This is a genomic window from Streptomyces sp. NPDC041713 (assembly GCF_055591085.1).
On record NZ_JBVIZY010000010.1, the window covers coordinates 20,332 to 37,124 of the forward strand.

Annotated in this window: 17 protein-coding genes; 7 read left to right on the forward strand and 10 right to left on the reverse strand. The window is 73.0% G+C overall.

What is annotated here, in order from left to right; genetic code table 11:
• The first annotated feature begins 7 nt into the window (after window positions 1-7).
• A complete protein-coding gene (locus ACZ6CV_RS27120) occupies window positions 8-382 on the forward strand; it encodes an ArsR/SmtB family transcription factor (protein WP_355813211.1) in 375 nt (124 codons plus the stop codon).
• Between the two features lie 60 nt (window positions 383-442).
• On the opposite strand, the gene ACZ6CV_RS27125 is transcribed toward ACZ6CV_RS27120, so the two are convergent.
• A complete protein-coding gene (locus ACZ6CV_RS27125) occupies window positions 443-1,807 on the reverse strand; it encodes an FAD-dependent oxidoreductase (protein ID WP_469253261.1) in 1,365 nt (454 codons plus the stop codon).
• Between the two features lie 69 nt (window positions 1,808-1,876).
• Here ACZ6CV_RS27125 and ACZ6CV_RS27130 point away from each other — a divergent pair, with 69 nt between their 5' ends.
• Window positions 1,877-2,167, forward strand: a complete 291-nt coding sequence (locus tag ACZ6CV_RS27130; protein WP_469253262.1) for a DUF6214 family protein — start codon at window positions 1,877-1,879, stop codon at window positions 2,165-2,167.
• Window positions 2,168-2,209: 42 nt separating this feature from the next.
• On the opposite strand, the gene ACZ6CV_RS27135 is transcribed toward ACZ6CV_RS27130, so the two are convergent.
• Complete coding sequence (locus tag ACZ6CV_RS27135) at window positions 2,210-2,869, reverse strand: DUF305 domain-containing protein (RefSeq protein WP_469253263.1); 660 nt, start codon at window positions 2,867-2,869, stop codon at window positions 2,210-2,212.
• 176 nt (window positions 2,870-3,045) lie between these two features.
• On the opposite strand from ACZ6CV_RS27135, the gene ACZ6CV_RS27140 reads away from it, so the two are divergent.
• Window positions 3,046-4,548 carry an LVIVD repeat-containing protein gene (locus ACZ6CV_RS27140; RefSeq protein ID WP_469253264.1) on the forward strand — a complete coding sequence of 501 codons (1,503 nt, stop codon included), beginning with the start codon at window positions 3,046-3,048 and terminating at the stop codon, window positions 4,546-4,548.
• Here ACZ6CV_RS27140 and ACZ6CV_RS27145 read toward each other — a convergent pair.
• From ACZ6CV_RS27145 to ACZ6CV_RS27160, 4 genes are all read right to left on the reverse strand, one after another.
• A complete protein-coding gene (locus ACZ6CV_RS27145; protein ID WP_469253265.1) occupies window positions 4,545-5,177 on the reverse strand; it encodes a TetR/AcrR family transcriptional regulator in 633 nt (210 codons plus the stop codon). The two genes, ACZ6CV_RS27140 and ACZ6CV_RS27145, sit on opposite strands and share 4 nt — an antisense overlap.
• A gap of 183 nt (window positions 5,178-5,360) precedes the next feature.
• Complete coding sequence (locus tag ACZ6CV_RS27150) at window positions 5,361-6,056, reverse strand: HAD family hydrolase (RefSeq protein ID WP_469253266.1); 696 nt, start codon at window positions 6,054-6,056, stop codon at window positions 5,361-5,363.
• Window positions 6,057-6,093: 37 nt separating this feature from the next.
• Entirely contained in the window at window positions 6,094-6,804 is a 711-nt protein-coding gene (locus tag ACZ6CV_RS27155; RefSeq protein ID WP_469253267.1) for a phosphatase PAP2 family protein, read from the reverse strand.
• A gap of 70 nt (window positions 6,805-6,874) precedes the next feature.
• On the reverse strand, window positions 6,875-7,810 hold the full coding sequence (locus ACZ6CV_RS27160; protein WP_362370168.1) for a M56 family metallopeptidase: 936 nt from the start codon (window positions 7,808-7,810) through the stop codon (window positions 6,875-6,877).
• Between the two features lie 143 nt (window positions 7,811-7,953).
• On the opposite strand from ACZ6CV_RS27160, the gene ACZ6CV_RS27165 reads away from it, so the two are divergent.
• The gene (locus ACZ6CV_RS27165; RefSeq protein WP_469253545.1) at window positions 7,954-8,592 is read left to right on the forward strand and encodes an HAD family hydrolase; all 639 of its coding nucleotides are present in this window, start codon (window positions 7,954-7,956) and stop codon (window positions 8,590-8,592) included.
• A gap of 43 nt (window positions 8,593-8,635) precedes the next feature.
• Here ACZ6CV_RS27165 and ACZ6CV_RS27170 read toward each other — a convergent pair whose 3' ends face one another.
• Complete coding sequence (locus ACZ6CV_RS27170) at window positions 8,636-9,208, reverse strand: DUF5134 domain-containing protein (protein ID WP_469253268.1); 573 nt, start codon at window positions 9,206-9,208, stop codon at window positions 8,636-8,638.
• A 198-nt stretch (window positions 9,209-9,406) separates the two neighbouring features.
• Between ACZ6CV_RS27170 and ACZ6CV_RS27175 the strand changes: the two genes are divergently transcribed.
• Both ACZ6CV_RS27175 and ACZ6CV_RS27180 read left to right on the forward strand, forming a co-directional pair.
• Window positions 9,407-11,173 (forward strand): FUSC family protein, encoded by a 1,767-nt coding sequence (locus ACZ6CV_RS27175; RefSeq protein ID WP_469253546.1) that lies wholly within the window; start codon window positions 9,407-9,409, stop codon window positions 11,171-11,173.
• Window positions 11,170-11,706 (forward strand): MarR family winged helix-turn-helix transcriptional regulator, encoded by a 537-nt coding sequence (locus ACZ6CV_RS27180; RefSeq protein WP_362370159.1) that lies wholly within the window; start codon window positions 11,170-11,172, stop codon window positions 11,704-11,706. The genes ACZ6CV_RS27175 and ACZ6CV_RS27180 overlap by 4 nt, the downstream gene beginning before the upstream one ends.
• Window positions 11,707-11,774: 68 nt before the next feature.
• Here ACZ6CV_RS27180 and ACZ6CV_RS27185 read toward each other — a convergent pair whose 3' ends face one another.
• Window positions 11,775-12,830: an SIS domain-containing protein gene (locus ACZ6CV_RS27185; RefSeq protein ID WP_469253269.1), complete on the reverse strand. Its 1,056-nt coding sequence runs from the start codon at window positions 12,828-12,830 to the stop codon at window positions 11,775-11,777.
• A 53-nt stretch (window positions 12,831-12,883) separates the two neighbouring features.
• Window positions 12,884-14,194 (reverse strand): PTS transporter subunit EIIC, encoded by a 1,311-nt coding sequence (locus ACZ6CV_RS27190; protein ID WP_469253270.1) that lies wholly within the window; start codon window positions 14,192-14,194, stop codon window positions 12,884-12,886.
• 231 nt (window positions 14,195-14,425) lie between these two features.
• Here ACZ6CV_RS27190 and ACZ6CV_RS27195 point away from each other — a divergent pair, with 231 nt between their 5' ends.
• Window positions 14,426-15,184, forward strand: coding sequence for a GntR family transcriptional regulator (locus tag ACZ6CV_RS27195; RefSeq protein WP_355813152.1), 759 nt, complete (start codon window positions 14,426-14,428; stop codon window positions 15,182-15,184).
• A gap of 86 nt (window positions 15,185-15,270) precedes the next feature.
• On the opposite strand, the gene ACZ6CV_RS27200 is transcribed toward ACZ6CV_RS27195, so the two are convergent.
• On the reverse strand, window positions 15,271-16,620 hold the full coding sequence (locus ACZ6CV_RS27200) for an NAD(P)/FAD-dependent oxidoreductase (RefSeq protein WP_469253271.1): 1,350 nt from the start codon (window positions 16,618-16,620) through the stop codon (window positions 15,271-15,273).
• Window positions 16,621-16,793: the final 173 nt, after the last annotated feature.

Here is a 16,793-nt window from a genome sequence, read left to right on the forward strand (position 1 = left end):
AGCCGCCATGACGACCGCCGCCGCGACAGGCAGCGCGAGCAGCAGGACGCTCGCCCATCCCGGGCCCGACGAGGTCCGCCTGGAAGGGGTGCTGCACGCCTTCGCCGACCCGATGCGGATGCGGGTGGTGCGGGAACTGGCCCGCGAGGAGGGGGCGGACGGGCTCTCCTGTTCGTACTTCGACCTGCCCGTCACCAAGTCCACCTGTACGCACCACTTCCGGGTGCTGCGCGAGAGTGGGGTAATCCGGCAGCTCTACCGGGGCACCGCGAAGCTGAACGTGCTGCGCCGCGACGACCTGGACGCGCTCTTCCCCGGCCTCCTCGACAGCGTCCTCGCCGCGGCCGCCCGCCAGGACGAGCGGCTGGCGGCCGGGGGCTGAGTCGGGCCAGGGGCCGGCCCGCGATAGGGGCGAGCGGGCAGGTCGGGCGGTCGTACGGCGCTACGGAGTACGCGTCGCCGCCGCCCGCAGCCCCTCCCAGTCCGGGATCTTGACCACGCCGCGCCCCAGCGTGTGTCCGAGCTCCGCCTCCGCGCGCTCGATCGCCAGCCAGCCCGGCCACTCGACCGGCCCGAGCCCCGCCGCGCGCAGCCCCGCCAGGGGGTCCGCGGCGACCTGCCGCGCCGCCAGCGCGGGGGCGTCGTCCAGCAGGGACGTCACCGTCTCCTTGGAGCACGGGCGGTTGGTGCCGATGACGCCGGTCGGGCCCCGCTTGATCCAGCCGGCCACGTACTCACCGGGTGACGGCACCCCCTCACGCAGCACCCGGCCCGCCGCGTGCGGCACCGTGCCGCGCTCCGCGTCGAACGGCAGCCCCTCGATCGGCACCCCGCGATAGCCGACCGAGCGCAGCACGAGCTGGGCCGGGACGTCCTCGTACTGCCCCGACCCCGTCACCCCGCCCCGGCCGTCCGGCAGCGTGCGCTCGAACCGGACCGCGCCGACATGCCCCTGTGCGCCCGCCGTCAGCGAGGCCGGCCGCAGGAAGAAGCGCAGCCTGATCCGCCGGGCGAGACCCTGCGGCGGACGGTCGGCCCAGCCGCGCAGCACCTCGACGTTGCGGCGGCTCGCGGCGGGCAGCCCTGACGGGTCGCCGTACGCCGGATCGAGCGCCAACTCCGCCGGATCCACCACGACTTCGGTGTCCGGGAGGGCGCCGAGCTCGCGCAGCTCCTTGGTGGTGAACCGCGCCTGCGAGGGCCCGCGCCGCCCCACCACGGACACCTCGCGCACCCGGCTGTCCGCGAGCACGCCGAGCGCCGCGTCCGGCATGTCGGTGGGGAGCAGTTCGGCGGCGCCGCGCACCAGCATCCGGGCGACGTCCACCGCCACGTTGCCGACGCCGATGACGACGGCGGACTCCACGTCCCGGACGAAGCCGGCCCGCGCGCCCCGGTCCGTCATCGCGTCCGGATGCGCGCTGTACCAGGAGACGAACTCGGTCGCCGAGTAACTGCCCGGCAAGTCCTCGCCGGGCACCCCGAGCCCGCGGTCCGCCGCCGCGCCGACGCAGTACACCACCGCGTGGTAGAGGTCGAGCAGCCGGGCCGGGGGCAGCGCTCCGGGGCCGATCTCGACGGAGCCGAGGAAGCGGACGCGCTCGTGTTCGAGGACCGTGCGCAGATTGTTCTGCAGCGACTTGATCTTCTCGTGGTCCGGCGCCACTCCGTAGCGGACCAGGCCGTACGGGCAGGGCAGGCGGTCGAGCACGTCGACCCGCACCCCCGGCACCCGGTCCTGCTGGACGAGGGACTGCGCGGCGTACACCCCGCTGGGGCCCGAACCCACGACGGCGACCTGCAGCACGGTGGCGCTCCTTCCGCGAGGCGACCTCGGGACGGTTTCAGGATCGCACCGTCGCCCTGCGCTGTCAGGGTGCCGCGGGGCCCGGTCCCGGGATCCGTCGGGCGGACCGAGCCGACGCAGCCGGGCGACCCCCGGGAGGACGTCCCCGCCACCCGGCACGCGCGCCCCTCGTGGCCGCGCGGCAGCTCCGGGCGCCGCGTCGTCGCCGACGCCTACCGTGCCGCGCAGCGAGAGGGGCGGGACCCGGTGCTCACCGTGATGGGCGCGGCCGGCCGCAGCCGCCGCAAGTCGCTCAGGCTGATCGCGGGAGCGCGCGACGCGGGCTTCCTGTCCCCGCGCCACAACCGCCGGAGCCGTTAGACCGACCGGAACCGGAAGGCTGTCCCGCGGCGCCGCACGCCGTCACTCCATGTCCCGCATCCGGCTGATCTCGCTCGACTGCTGCGCCACCACGTCGTTCGCCATCTCCTCGACCTGGATGTTGTTGCCGTCCGAGAGCACGTCCGTGGCCATGGTGAGCGCCCCGCTGTGGTGCGTGATCATCAGCTTCAGGAAGAGTTCGTCGAACGCCTTGCCCCGGGCGGCGCGCAACTGCTTCAGCTGCGCCTCGCTCGCCATCCCCGGCATCGTCCCGTGGTCGTGGCCGACGTGTTCGCGCGGGCCGCCGTGGTTCTTGAGCCAGCCCTTCATCGCCCCGATCTCCGGACGCTGCGCTGAACTGATGCGTGACGCAAGGCGTTTGACGCGGTTCGACCCGGCGCGCTCCGGAGCGAGTCCGGTCATCTTCAGCGCCTGGCCGTGGTGCACGATCATCATCTGCGTGTAGGTGAAGTCGGCCGCGTTGGGGGAGTCGTCCTCGGACCGCTTCTCCGCGGCGTCCTTCGCGGACATCGTCGCCGCGGTCTCGCCCGGCTTGCCCGGCACGATCACCGAAGGCCCGGGCGCCGCCTGCCGCTTGGCCTCCGGTCCGTCCTTGCCGCCCGCGTCCGCGTCGCATCCCGCGAGGACGAGAACGGCTGCCGTGAGGAGCGCGCCGACGGCGGACGTACGACGACTGAGCACAGCGACCTCCGGTGACACACAGGCGACTTGGGGTCCGTATGAGCACGTTGCCGCGCGTGAACGACCGGAAACTCTCGTCACGAGTCCGTTTCCTTCTGTTGATCTGTGCATGATGAGCACGATACTGCGGGTGTCCGTGAACCGTTCGACTGCGAACGGCGACAAGGGAGGACGCAGTGACCCTGTTGAACAACCCCCGAACGCGGCGCAGACGCCTGGGAGTCGGCGCGGCGGCGGCCGGCCTGCTGGCCGCGCTGCTCACCGCGGCGCCCGCGGGAGCCACCCCCGACCCCGGCGACTCTCCCGCCGCCCCGAAGAGCGTCTCCAAGAGCGATGCCGACGGGACGAAGAAGGCCATCCGGCGCGGCGAGATACCGGCGCCGGACGAGATCGTCCACTCGGGCAACATCGAGCACCTGGCCAACATCCCCAAGGACGCGCTGCCCGGCCTGAACACCGACATCGCGTTCCAGGGGAAGTACGCCTTCGCCGGCAACTACGACGGCTTCCGCATCTACGACATCAGCAACCCCAAGGCGCCCAGGACGGTCTCCCAGGTCCTGTGCCCCGGCTCGCAGAACGACGTCTCCGTCGCCGGGAACCTGCTCTTCCTCTCCACCGACTCCTCGCGCAGCGACAACTCCTGCAACAGCACCACGCAGCCCGCCACGGAGAAGTCCTCCTGGGAGGGCATGAAGATCTTCGACATCAGCGACAAGGCGAACCCCCGGTACGTCTCGGCCGTCGAGACCGCCTGCGGCTCGCACACGCACACGCTGGTGCCGCAGAAGCGCAACGTCTACATCTACGTCTCCTCGTACTCCCCGAACGCGACGTTCCCGGACTGCCGGCCGCCGCACGACGGGATCTCCGTCATCAAGGTGCCGCGCAAGGCCCCGCAGAAGGCCGCGGTCGTGAACTTCCCCGTGCTCTTCCCCGGTGAGGGCCCCGACGGCGGCGGCAACCCCGGTGGCCCCACCAACCCGGGCGTCTCCAAGACCACCGGCTGCCACGACATCACCGTGCTGCCGTCCGAGGATCTCGCGGCGGGTGCCTGCATGGGCGACGGCATCCTCTTCTCCATCAAGGACCCGGAGAACCCGCGGGTCATCGACCAGGTGCAGGACAACGCCAACTTCGCGTTCTGGCACTCGGCGACCTTCAATCAGAAGGCCGACAAGGTCGTCTTCACCGACGAACTCGGCGGCGGCTCCGCGGCCACCTGCAACGCGGCCACCGGCCCCGACCGCGGCGCCAACGGCATCTACGACATCAAGGGCAAGGGCGACAAGCGCAAGCTGGTCTTCCGGAGCTACTTCAAGATCCCGCGCCACCAGGCGGATACCGAGAACTGCGTGGCCCACAACGGCTCGCTGATCCCGGTCAGGGGCAAGGACCTCATGGTGCAGGCCTGGTACCAGGGCGGCGTCTCCGTCTGGGACTTCACCGACTCCAGGAAGCCCAAGGAGATCGGCTACTTCGAGCGGGGTCCGCTCACCACCGACACGATCACCACGGGCGGCTCGTGGTCCGCGTACTACTACAACGGCCGCGTCTACTCGAACGACATCCAGAAGGGCCTCGACGTCCTGAAGATCAACGACAAGCGGACCGACCCCGCCCAGCGGGTCCGGATGCGCGAGCTCAACGTGCAGACGCAGCCGGACTACTTCGACTAGGGCAGACCCTTCGGAGAAGGCCCGTCGGGCGGTGCGCCGCCCGGCGGGACACCGAGCTCCCAGTCGAGTCCGTACCGCTGGAACAGCTCGGCGCGCAGCCGCACCAGGGGCATCGGCGCCCCCGGGATGAGCAGCGCGAAGACCGCGCCCATCAGCAGGGCGCGCAGCAGCGGATAGTCCTCGTCGGCGTCCGGTGAACCGAACCGCACGACGGTGTCGCGCAGCAGCTCCGCGAGACGCTGCTGCTCGGGGCACTGCACGAAGCCCTCGGCCTGCAGGATGCCCGCCATGTGGGTCCGCATGAGCAGCGGCTCGTCGCAGGCCAGGCCCAGGATCGCGTCGACGGCCCGGGCCAGCCGCTCATGGCCGTCGTCCGTGCGCGGCTCCCGCTCCAGCGCCGCCTCCAGCGTGCGGTGCATGAGCCGGTGCACCGCGGACTGCAGCAACTGCCGCTTGCCGGGGAAGTAGTACGACACCAGACCGCGGGCGGCGCCCGCCCGGTCCGCGATGTGGCCGAGCGTGGTGGCCTCGTAGCCGTGCTCGCCGACCAGCTCCACCGTCGCCTGCAGCAGACGCTCCCGGGAACGTCTGCGCAATTCCTCATTGACCGATGGGCTACGCGGGGACATTCTGTAACTCCTGCGTTGACTGGCTCTGAGCCAATATACTCAGTGACGACCGGGGCGGAGTCTCCAGTGGGATTCCGCGCGGGTCGCGTCGGTCTGGGGCAGGCAGCACCGCGGGGGAGTGTTGCCTGCCCACAGGCCGGTGTGTTCGTAGGGTCGTGCGCGTCACGGGCCCCCTCGTCGGGCTCATCCGACGAGGTCGAGCACCCGGCGCAGGGCGGCCGGGCGCCGCGTCACCGGCAGATGGTCGACGAAGTGCACCGCGCAGCCGAGGCGTGCCGCGCCGGCGTCGGCCCGCCGGTCGTCGCCGACCATCAGCGCCTCCCGCGGATCGACGCCGAGCGCGTCGCAGGCCGCCGCGAAGAGCCCCGGGTCGGGCTTCTGGACGCCGTGTTCGTACGAGAGGACGTAGGCGTCGACGTACCGGTCGAGCCCATGGGCGCGGAAGACGGGCCGCAGATCCCATCCGATGTTGCTGACCACCGCGACCCCGACGCCGCGTTCGCGCAGCGCGCCGAGCACCTCGGCGGCGTCGGCGTAGGGCCGCCACGCGGACGGGGTCATGTGGCGCGCGTACAGGGCGTCGTACAGCCGGGGGTCGGGCAGCGGCACCTGGCGGGCCAGGCCGGTGAACGGCGCCCGGTGCAGCGCGGCGCTGCGGTCGCGGGTGGCCCACGCCTCGGCGAGGTGCGCGGGCACGGCGGCGGGGTGGGCCCCGCCGGGCAGCGCGCCCGCCCGCTCCAGCGCGGCTGCGGCCCGCGCCGACTCGGCCTCGGGGAGCGGCACTTGGAGCTCGGTGAGCACGGCCCGCAGCCAGGCCCCGGCCGATTCGATCCGGAACAGCGTCCCGGAGAAGTCGAAGAGCACGCCCTTGATCGTCATCGAGACCTCCGCAGCGGATGGGCCGGCCGCCGGACGGTCATGTGCCGTCCGTGACGCGCCTGCCGGGACCGTATGTGGCGCCCCTGCCGGGGCCGTACGTGTACGTGGCGACGGCCACCGCCACCGTCAACGCGCCGAGCAGCCACCCGCCGAGCACGTCCGACGGCCAGTGCACGCCCAGCCAGATCCGGGTCAGGCCGACCCCGGCGACCGAGATCACGGCGAGGGTCAGGGCGGTGCGCCACAGGACGGGGCCCACGCCGTGCGTGCGCAGCAGCCACAGCAGGAGACCGCACACCACCATCGCCGTCATCGAGTGCCCCGAGGGGAACGCCGCGAAGTGCGCCGAGTCGACCGGGTCCGGCCAGGACGGCCGAGGCCGGTCCACCGCTGCCTTGAGCCCCTGCTGGAGCACCGAACCCGCGGCGCAGGCGCCGGTGATCCAGAGCGCGAGCCACCACGCGCCGCGCAGCGCCAGCCAGACGACCGCCACCGCGACGAGTGCGCGCATCGCCCAGGGGTCCCACACCCAGTCGGTGAGGATGCGGCTGACGCGGGTGGTGGTGGGGTCGTCGACCGCCCAGCGGTGCGTGGTCCGCGCGATGTCGCCGTCGAGCGAGAGCAGCGGATGCCACTCCAGCGCGACCAGGAGGAGCAGCAGGAGCGAAGGGACGCAGAGGGCCACCGCGGTGCGGGCGGCCCGGGAGCCGGTCGGTCGGGTCGGGGTGTCGGTGGACGGGGGGTGCATGGAGTGATCCTCGCCGACGGAATCGGGGCGGCGGCCATCCCGGGGGCCGGGGCGTGGCGCGTACCCGAGGCTAACCCAGCGCGCGCAGACCCGGCACGAAGGTGACCAGGACGGGGATCACCGGCACGAGCGCCGCCGTCGCCGTCAGCCGCAGCCGGCGGCCCGCGGTCAGCCGGGGGCGGGCGGAGAGCAGCCGGTGCACCCGCTGCGGCACGTGCGCCAGCGGGGCCGGGCAGGGGCCGAAGACGCCGCGGTCCTCGTTGAGTTCCACCAGGGCGAGGGCGATCGTGAGGCGCCCGAAGCGGCGCGACGCGACGTCGTCGGCGGCGAGCTCCACGAGCCGGTGCATCTCGTCGCGGAACGCCGCGAACACCCGTACCTGCGGAAAGCCGACGGCCAGCGCGCCCGAGCAGTGCAGCAACCAGTCGTGCCTGGCCTGTGCGTGGCCTTGCTCGTGCGCGAGCACCGCATCGAGCTGACGGCCCTTCAGGCGACGCAACGCGGCGGTGGTGATGACCAGTTGGGGTGCCTGGCCCGGCAACCACCAGGCGTCCGGGCGCTCGCCCTCCAGCAGGACGAGGGGGTTGCTGCCGGGCTCCTCGCCGGGCAACAGCGGGGAACGCACGAGGAGTTCGGCCCGCCGCTCGGCCCGCCGGGAACGCGCCCGCATGATCTCGCGGGTCAGCATGACCGCCGTCCACACGCCGCCGCAGGCCAGGATCACGGCGGTCGCCGCGGCCCAAGGGCCGGGCGCCTGCAGGGCGTACGCCTCGACCACGGCGTGCGGCGCGGGCGCGAAGACATGGCCGCGCACGGCCTGCCACGCGGCGGCGGCGCTCAGAGTCATGGAGAGCGCGCAGCAGAGCAGGACACCCGCCACCACGCACTGCCAGGCCCACAGCGCGACCACGGGTTCGCGCTCCGGCCAGTCGGCCCGCGCGAGCATCCGGGGGGCCACGACAGCGGTCAGGGCGCCCAGCAGCAACAGTGCGACGGGGACCATCATGCGGCCCAGCCTATGAGGGTTGGGCTACCGGAGGGTATGACCTCCCGCTCCAAGTGACGCACGCCACGGTCGACACGGGTGTACCGCACGTACGAGTGGCGACGCCTGGTGAGGGGGTGCGACGCCGTAATGTGCTGACGGTGATCGAGACCATCGTGTTCGACGTGGGGGAGACCCTCACCAAAGACGACCGCTACTGGGCAGCATGGGCGGACTGGCTGCAGGTGCCGCGCCACACCCTCTCGTCGCTCGTCGGAGCCGTCGTCGCGCAGGGCGGGGACGGCGACGACGCACTGCGGCTCGTCAGCCCGGACATGGACATCGCGTCCGCGTACCACGCACGCGAGACGGCGGGCCGGGGCGAGCACCTGGCCGAGGCCGACCTCTACCAGGACGTGCGCCCCGCACTCGGCGGTCTCCAGAAGCTCGGCGTCCGCGTCGTCGTCGCCGGCAACGCGTCGGCACGCGCCGGGGAACTGCTGCGCGACCTCGACCTGCCCGCCGACCTCGTCGTGACGTCCGGCGACTGGGGCGTGGCCAAGCCGGACCCGGCGTTCTTCGCCCGGGTGCTCGAAGTGGCCCAGGCCGGACCGAGGGAGACGCTGTACGTCGGCGACCACCCCGCCCACGACATCTTCCCCGCCACCCGGGCGGGGCTGCGGACCGCGCACATCCGGCGCGGGCCGTGGGGGCACTACTGGGCGAGCGACCCCGCCGTCGTCGACACGGCCGACTGGCAGGTCGACGCCCTCACGTCGCTGACGGCGCTGGTCGGTCACTGAGGTGCGCTCTTGTGACGCGTGTCGACTCTCCTCGTGACGCCCGCTACAGCGTCAGCAGCATCGCCACCATCCCGATCCCCATCGACAGCCGGCACGCCAGCGCCACCTCGGAGCGGTCCGCCCACCCCAGGACGGCGCCGCCGCCCGCCGCGGAGGCGACCGCCCGAGGGGCGAGCCGGGCGCCCGACCACAGGACGTACGCGGCGAAGTAGAGCAGCAGCGCGCCGGTGAGGACCGGGACGCCGGCGTCCGCGTGACCGGCGTGACCCACATGGCCCGCGTGCGCCCCCGGCGCGGCGGCCATCGCCACCGACATGTAGGCCATGGCGAACGCGCCGACCAGATGGTGGAGGTGGTGGCGGTCGGCGCGGGCCGCCCACCCGGTGTGCAGCACGGCCGCGCCGAACACGACGGCATAGGCCAGCCACGCCCAGCGCGGCGGCGCGAGCACGGCCGCGGGCACGGCCATCACCGCCATCCCGAACCCCATGAGCGCCTCGCCGCCGGCCGTGCGGCGCTGTTCCTCGATCCGGCTGCGCATCCGCAGCAGACAGTAGGCCCCGGTCGCCGCGCACAGCGCGACGAGCAGCCAGGCGGCCTGTGCCGGTCCGTGCACCGCACCCTCCCCCTGTCGACGGTGTCGTCGCTTCGATGCCCAGGCGCGTGCGGCCGTACGCGAGCGCACGGGGGTGCAAGGGGAGCACGGGGGAGCGGGCGGCGCCGTGGGGGCGGTTCCGGGTCCTCGACGGGCGCTTTGGTCGTCCCTCGATATTTTTCGAGTAAAACACTTGCTAACCTTTTGGGTATGAGCAGTATGAGCAGTACGAGCAGTGCCACCCGTGACGACAGCAGTGGGCCCCCGCCCCCCGGCTCCGCCCGCGTCCGCCGCCTCCCGCTCGCCGGTGTGCTGCGCCCGGGCAAGCCGTCCGACATCTGGTTCAAGCCCGCGAGCAGCGTGGTCGTGGCCAATGCCGTACCGAACCTCACGCTGCTCGCCCTCGGCCGGCTCGACCTGGTGATGTACACGATGGCCGGTTCGTTCTGCGCCCTGTACGCCCACAACCTCCCCTACGCCGCGCGCGCCCGGACCCTCGCGCTGGTCGTCGCGGGCATGACCGCGAGCCTCGCCGTGGCCCTGGTCACCGCGTCGCTGACGGGCTCCGCCGCGGTCCTCGTCGCGGTCGGCGCGCTGCTCGCCGCCGCGCAGAAGACGCTCTGCGACGCCACGCGCGTCGGCCCGCCCGGCCATCTGATCTTCACTTTCATCAGCACCGCGACCCTCTTCGCGCCCCAGACGCCCGGCCAGATCCCGGGCCACCTCGCCCTGACCCTCGCGGGCGGCGCCGTCGCCTGGCTGGTCGGCATGGCACCCGCCCTGGTGCGCCCGCACGGACCCGAGCGCCGGGCCACGGCACGCGCGCTGCGGGCCGCAGCGGCGTACGTGGACGTGGCGCGCGCGGAGGCGCCGCAACACGCTGATCCCACCGCGGTCCGCGCCGAGCAGGCCCGTGCCGCCGCGGCCGGGGCCGTGCACGCCGCCTGGCAGTCGCTGCTCGCCACCGGCGCCCTCACCACCGCGGCCCGGCGCGCCCTGGCCCGGCTCGTCGTCCGCGCCGAGGAGGCCATCGCCTCGCCCGGAACGGCGGACGGCGAGGCGCTGCGCGCCTGGGCGGCCGGGCTGCGCGGCACGAGCGCCGTGCCGCGTCCGCGTGACGTACGCCCCGGCGAGGAGGACGAACTCCTCGGCGTGGCGGAGGAGTTGGCCGGGCCGAAGGTGCCGCTGTGGCGGCGGCTCGCGCCCGGCTCCCCGCTGCTGCCCATCGCGCTGCGCACGGCGGTCGGCTGCGCCCTCGCCGGGTACGGCTCGCTCGCCCTCGGTGTGGGCCGCCCCTACTGGGCCCTGGTCACGGCGGCCTCGCTCTATCAGGCCAACGTCACGCTGACCTGGAACCGGGGCGTGCAGCGGGTGGTCGGCAATCTGATCGGGGTGCTCGCCTTCGCCGCGATCGCGCCGTTCGCGCACCTCGGCCACGCCGAGCTCATCGTGTGCTGCCTGGCTCTCGCCTTCGGTGCGGAGGCCCTGATCACCCGCAACTACTGGCTCGGCACCGTGTGCGTGACGCCGATGGCGCTGCTCGTCACCGAGTTCGCGCGGTTCCAGCAGCCCGGCGAGCTGATCCTCGACCGCGTCGTGGACACCCTGGTCGGCGCGGTGCTCGGCGTCGTGGCCGCCGTCCTGGTGACCAACCGGCGCGCCGTCGACCAGATCGAGCACGCCATCGAGGCCACCGACCGGGCCAGGGAGCAGGCCGAGGCGGGCCTCGCCGGGGCCGGCGGGGTCGACCCCGCGCGCCGCCGCCTCACCGCGGCCCTCGTCGAGCTGCGCGCCGCCGCCGACGCGGCCGCCGGAGAGTGGTGGCAGCGCGCCCTGCCCGAACAGCGGGTGCTCGCCGCCGAACGCGCCGGACACCGTACGCTCGCGGCGACGGTCCGCAGGCCGAACGGTCGAGGCGGAGAGAACGGTCAGGGGACGCGGCCACGCGCGCGGGCCGCCGACGCCTGGGAGGGCGCACGAGCATGACGACGGAGAACGGCCCGGTGGTCGGAGCCGGTGGGGACACCGTGGCCGCGGTGGTGCGGCAGTGGCAGACGGTGCGGCCCGACATCGACACCGGGCCCATGGAGGTGATCGGCCGCATCAACCGCTGCGCGGCCCTCCTCCAGCAGGCCGAGGACGCGCCGCTGCGCCGGGCGGGTCTCACGCGCGCCGAGTTCGACCTGCTCGGCGCGTTGCGCCGCACCGGCCACGAACTGACCCCCGGGGAGCTGGCCCGCGAGACCTTCTCGTCCGGGGCCGCGGTCACCAAGCGGCTCAAGGCGCTCCAGGAGCGGGAACTGGTCGAGCGGCGCGCCGACGCGCGGGACCGCAGGGTCGCCCACGTCGGCCTGACCGACGCGGGCCGCGACCTGGTCGACGCGATCCTGCCGGAACAACTCGCCTACGAGACCGTCGTACTGTCGGTCCTCGACGGCGCGGGACAGGGCCAACTGAGCGGCCTCCTCGGAGAGTTGCTGGCGCAGCTGGAGGGGCGCATGGGGGTACGGCGGGGCTGAGGTGCCGTTGGACCAGTTAGAGGCCCGGCGAGGCAGCGCGAAGGAGCGGCCCCACCGGGAGTGACAGGTCAGGCGTGGGTCAGTTCCGGTGAGCCGATGGCGAAGTCGCCGGGGTCGACGCCGCCCTCCTTGGTGTCGTCGTTGGCGAACACGAACGCCTCGATGGGGACGCCGCGTTCGGCGCTCAGCGCGCGGACCAGTTCCTGGGCCACCACCGTCTCGAGGACGACGCGCGGGGCCGGGGCGGTCCGGGGGAGGCGGACCACCGCGAGGTCGTCGGTGGCGGGCACCTCCTCGGCGGTGACCAGGAGCGTGAGGTGACCGGCCCCGGACAGCGAGCGGGCCAGGTCGACCTCGCGGCCGTCGCCGAGGACGACGTGGAGGGTGTTGCCCGCCGACTCCATCTCGCCGTGCAGATAGGTGCGGGTCGTCGAGGCGGCGGCGGGCATCCGCGGCACCTCGCGCAGCAGCAGGGCCGTCTCCTCCGCGGCGGCGCGCGAGGCGCCGCTCGCGACGCAGTCGGCGGCGACGCAGCCGCCGGCCCGGGTGCTCACCGGGGCAATCGCCTCGGCGGCCCGTTCGCGGACCGTCCTCAGCTGCGCGGCGATGCCGTGCCAGGGGTCCTCGCCGCGGCCCGCGATGGCCCCCGCGAGCAGGTCGAGGGCGACCACCGTGCCGGTGAAGCCGACGGTGGAGGCGTACGAGTCGGGCTCGTTGCCCAGGTCGACGCGGAGCTCGGCGAGGTCGCCGAGCGGGGACGGGGTGACGTTCAGGACCGCGAGGGTCGACGCCTCGCCGGCCGCCTTGAACGCGGCGAGCGTCTCGGAGCTGCGGCCGCCCTGCGAGACGCCGAGCAGCAGATCCGTGTCGAAGCCGGTCAGCCCGGTCTCGACCTCGTCGGACTGGGCGCGCTGGGCGGCCACGCCGTGGGCGCGGAGCACCGCGACCGGCACGGCGAGCGCCGCGTACGAGGCGCCGATGCCGGTGAACAGCGGGCGCCGGACCGAGCGCAGGCCGGCCAGGGAGGCGGCGCCGAGCTGGGTGCGCAGGTGGGCGGCGATCCGCTCCAGGGCCTCGGGCTGGGCGTCCTGGCCGGCCTGGAAGGTGATGCGGGATCCGGACATGGGGGTGGTTCCTTTCGGGGCTGCCGCTCGGGTCGGAGGTGGGTCGTCGGGCCTTAGGCCTTGGGCGGCGTGGGGGAGTCCGGGGCGGCCGGGGCGGTGCCGGCCGGCTCGGGGCTCGGTGCGGCGGGGTCGCCGGCGACCGGAGTGGGCTCGTCGGCCGGGTCCTCGATCCGCTCCCGGCCCGGTGTGGGCAGGTCGAACCTGACGATGGCGAACCGGAAGAGCACGTAGTAGAGCGCGGCGAAGACCAGGCCGATGGGGATGAGCAGCCATGGCTTCGTGGCGATGCCGTAGTTGAGGACGTAGTCGATCGCGCCGGACGAGAAGCCGAAGCCGTCCCGGATCCCGAGCGCGTAGCAGACGGCCATCGAGACGCCGAAGAGCACCGCGTGGATCGCGTAGAGGACGGGCGCCACGAACATGAAGCTGAATTCGAGCGGCTCGGTCACACCCGTGACGAAGGAGGTCAGCGCGACCGAGATCATCATGCCCTTGACGACCTTGCGGTTCTCCGGGCGTGCGGTGTGCGCCATCGCGAGGGCCGCGGCGGGCAGCGCGAACATGTAGATGGGGAAGCCGCCGGTCATGAACTGACCCGCGCTCGGGTCGCCGGCGAGGAAGCGGGCGATGTCGCCGTGCGCCTGGGCGCCCGTCTGCGGGTCGGTGAAGCTGCCGGCCTCGAACCACGGGAAGAACGAGAAGAAGTGGTGCATCCCGACCGGGATCAGCGCGCGGATGACCAGGCCGAACAGGCCCGCGCCCCAGGCGCCTGTGCCCACGAGCCACTCGCCGAAGTGGAAGAACCAGCTGCCGACGGTCGGCCAGATGAGACCGAAGGCCGTGCCGATGACGACGCCTGCGAAGGCGCTGAGGATGGGCACCAGTCGGCGGCCGCCGAAGAAGCCCAGCCACTCGGGCAGCTTGGTGCGGCTGAACCGCTGGTAGAGCAGGGCGCAGACCAGGCCCATCACGATGCCGCCGAGCACCTTGGCGTCCAGCGGCTTGCCGTCGACGCCGTGCGGGAAGGCCGGGCTGGCCAGGACGTTCTTGAAGACGATGTAGCCGACGGCGGCGGCGAGGGCCGTCGAGCCGTCCGCCTTCTTGGCGAAGCCGATGGCCACGCCTATCGCGAAGAGCAGCGGCAGATTGTCGAAGACCGCCTGGCCGCCGGAGGACAGGATCATGCCGAACTTCCGGATGACCTCGGGGAACGCCTCGCGGCCGAGGAGGTCGTCCTTGCCGAGGCGCAGCAGGACGGCGGCGGCGGGCAGCACGGCCACGGGCAGCATCAGACTGCGCCCGATGCGCTGCATGACCGCCATGACTCCGCTGCCGGCTCGCTTCTTCGCGGTCGCCGTACTCATCCGTGTTCCTCCGTCGTGCTGGGTCGCGTCGGTGCACTCGCGGCACTCGCGCTGCCCTCACAAGGTAAGCAGTGGTCTGCAACTGGTCAATAGTGGTATTCGCTTGGTCGAGGATTGGGGTCTTGTGCGGGCCGGGTTCGGGTCCTAGGCCCTTTCCGAGCCGGGATCCAGGGCCGGTCCCAGGTGGTAGGCAGTGGTATTGTTGCCCCTCGCTGACCTGGAGGTTCACGCATGCCGGAGCAGGCCCCGTCGGGCCGGGCGCCCCAGCGCGCCAGTGGTGCTCAGCCCCTGTGGTCGCAGGCGGCCGACCTGATCCGCGAGGAGATCGACCGGCGCGGACTGGGCCCCGGAGCCCGGCTGCCCTCCGAACGGGACCTCTGCGCCCGCTTCGACATCTCCCGCGTCACCCTGCGCAAGTCCCTGCTGCACCTCGTCGAGCAGGGGCTGCTCACCGCCTCGCACGGGCGCGGCTGGTTCGTCGCCGAGCCCGTCCCCGCCCGGGAGTGGCCCAACGACCTGGAGTCGTTCACCGCGACCGCCCGCCGCAAGCACATGACACCGGGCTCCCTCGTGCTGCGCCAGGAGGCGGCCGTGGCCTCCCTCGACGACGCCGACCGGCTCGACGTGCCGGCGGGCACCGCGCTGCTGCGGCTCGACCGCGTCCGGCTCCTCGACGACGTCCGCGTCGCCGTCGACCGCACGCTCCTCGTCACCCGGTTCGCGCCCGGCATCGAGGACGCCGACTTCGCCTCCGCCTCCCTCTTCGAGGAACTCCGCTCCCGGGGCGTCGAGTTGGACCGATCCGAAGTGACCATCGAGGCCCGCAACGCCGACCCCGCGCTCGCCGGTCATCTGCGGATCCCGACCGGCTCACCCGTGCTCGCCCTCGACCAGACGATCTACACCCGCGAACAGCGGCCCCTCCTGCTCTCGACCGTCGAGTACAGCGGCGAGCGCTACCGCCTGCGCACGACGTTCCAGCAGAGCTGACCCGCACGGCCCGCGGTCGATGGGCCCGTATCCCACGGGTGAGGGCCCGAGCGTAGTCCGCCCGGGCCCTCGTCCGTCATCACACGTCACACCGAGGCGGCGATCCGTTCGTCGATCTGCTCCTGCGTCAGGTACGCGTCGGTCTTCTCGAAGTCCTTGAGCGTGGCCGGACGCTGGGCCTGGAAGCCGGTCCGTACGTAGTCGTCGCCGGCGAGCGCGTTGAGGCCCCAGTTGGCGGCCGTGCGGAAGCGTGCGGTGACCGTGCGCAGGGCGCCGAGGTGGTAGCCGCGCGCCACGACCTGGGCGGGCAGCCCGGTCAGCTGCACGCCCAGCGGCTTCGACACGGCCTGGATCCCGCCAAGGTCGACGACCAGACCCATGTCCTTGTGCCGGTAGTCGGTGAGGGGGAAGCCGCGCAGCGCGGCCAGGACGTTCTTCGCCGCCGCCCAGCCCTGGCGCATCGCGTGCTGCGCGGTGGGCGGGCAGATCGCGTCGCCGCCCTTGGCGAGGTCCGGCACGGCCGCCGCGTCGCCGAGCGCGAAGACGCCGTCGACCCCGGGCACCGTCAGGTCGGGCCGGACGACGAGCCGGCCCTTGTTCGTCTCGGCGTCCAGCGTCGCGATGAGCGGACTCGGCGCGACGCCCGCCGTCCAGATCAGCGTGCGGCACGGCAGGACCCGGTCGTCGGTGAGGGTGACGGTGTCCTCGGTCGCCTTGGCGACGGACACCCCGAGCGAGACGTGCACCCCGCGGCGCTGCATGATCTCCATCGCCTTCTCGCCGAGCCGTTCGCCGAGCTCCGGCATCAGCTTCGGGGCGACGTCGACCACGTGCCACTTGATCTGCGAGACGTCCAGGCCCGGATAGCGCTTGACCGCCGCGCACGTCAGGCGCTGCAGGTACGCGGCCGTCTCCACGCCCGCGTAACCGCCGCCGACCACCACGAACTGCAGTCGCTGCTCCCGTTCCTCGCGGCTGGAGCTCGCCGCGGCCAGGTCCAGCTGGGAGATGACGTGGTCGCGGATCCAGGCGGCCTCCGCGAGCGTCTTGACGCCCACCGCGTGCTCGGCGACGCCGGGGATGTCGAACTGCCGGGTGACGCTGCCGGGTGTCAGGACCAGGTAGTCGTAGCGCTCCACGACCTCCTCGCCGTTGATCTTCCGTACGACCACGGCCTTGGCCTTCGGATCGATGCCGACGGCGCCGCCCGGCACGATCCTGGTGCGGCGCAGCATCCGGCGCAGCGGCACGGCCACCGACTGTGGCGTGAGCACTCCGGACGCGACGTGCGGCAGCAGGGGCAGATACAGCTGGTGGTCCTGTGGGCTGATCAGCCGCAGCTCCGCCTCGTGGGGCGAGAGCTTCTTCTCCAGCTTGTGAGCGCACTCCATGCCGGCGAAACCGCCGCCGACGATGAGGATCCGGGGAGCTGCCATGTGATGTCTCTCCTGAGCTGTGGGGAGATCGACTTCAGGGCCGTCAGGTCGGTCAAAGCTGTATTTGATCTTCTGCGGACCGTACCCGTGGCCTTGTACCCCTGCATCCCGGATGGATTGCTCGTGTGACGTGCTTCACAGGGCGTGAGCTTCACAGGGTGTGAGGTGTGCGT

Bases quoted from the DNA above. Each gene is read 5' to 3' on its own strand.
- ACZ6CV_RS27200 (WP_469253271.1), bottom strand. From the start codon at position 16,620: ATGGCAGCTCCCCGGATCCTCATCGTCGGCGGCGGTTTCGCCGGCATG.
- ACZ6CV_RS27190 (WP_469253270.1), bottom strand. From the start codon at position 14,194: ATGAGTACGGCGACCGCGAAGAAGCGAGCCGGCAGCGGAGTCATGGCG.
- ACZ6CV_RS27195 (WP_355813152.1), top strand. From the start codon at position 14,426: ATGCCGGAGCAGGCCCCGTCGGGCCGGGCGCCCCAGCGCGCCAGTGGT.
- ACZ6CV_RS27150 (WP_469253266.1), bottom strand. From the start codon at position 6,056: ATGACGATCAAGGGCGTGCTCTTCGACTTCTCCGGGACGCTGTTCCGG.
- ACZ6CV_RS27155 (WP_469253267.1), bottom strand. From the start codon at position 6,804: ATGCACCCCCCGTCCACCGACACCCCGACCCGACCGACCGGCTCCCGG.
- ACZ6CV_RS27145 (WP_469253265.1), bottom strand. From the start codon at position 5,177: ATGTCCCCGCGTAGCCCATCGGTCAATGAGGAATTGCGCAGACGTTCC.
- ACZ6CV_RS27185 (WP_469253269.1), bottom strand. From the start codon at position 12,830: ATGTCCGGATCCCGCATCACCTTCCAGGCCGGCCAGGACGCCCAGCCC.
- ACZ6CV_RS27175 (WP_469253546.1), top strand. From the start codon at position 9,407: ATGAGCAGTACGAGCAGTGCCACCCGTGACGACAGCAGTGGGCCCCCG.
- ACZ6CV_RS27180 (WP_362370159.1), top strand. From the start codon at position 11,170: ATGACGACGGAGAACGGCCCGGTGGTCGGAGCCGGTGGGGACACCGTG.
- ACZ6CV_RS27160 (WP_362370168.1), bottom strand. From the start codon at position 7,810: ATGATGGTCCCCGTCGCACTGTTGCTGCTGGGCGCCCTGACCGCTGTC.
- ACZ6CV_RS27120 (WP_355813211.1), top strand. From the start codon at position 8: ATGACGACCGCCGCCGCGACAGGCAGCGCGAGCAGCAGGACGCTCGCC.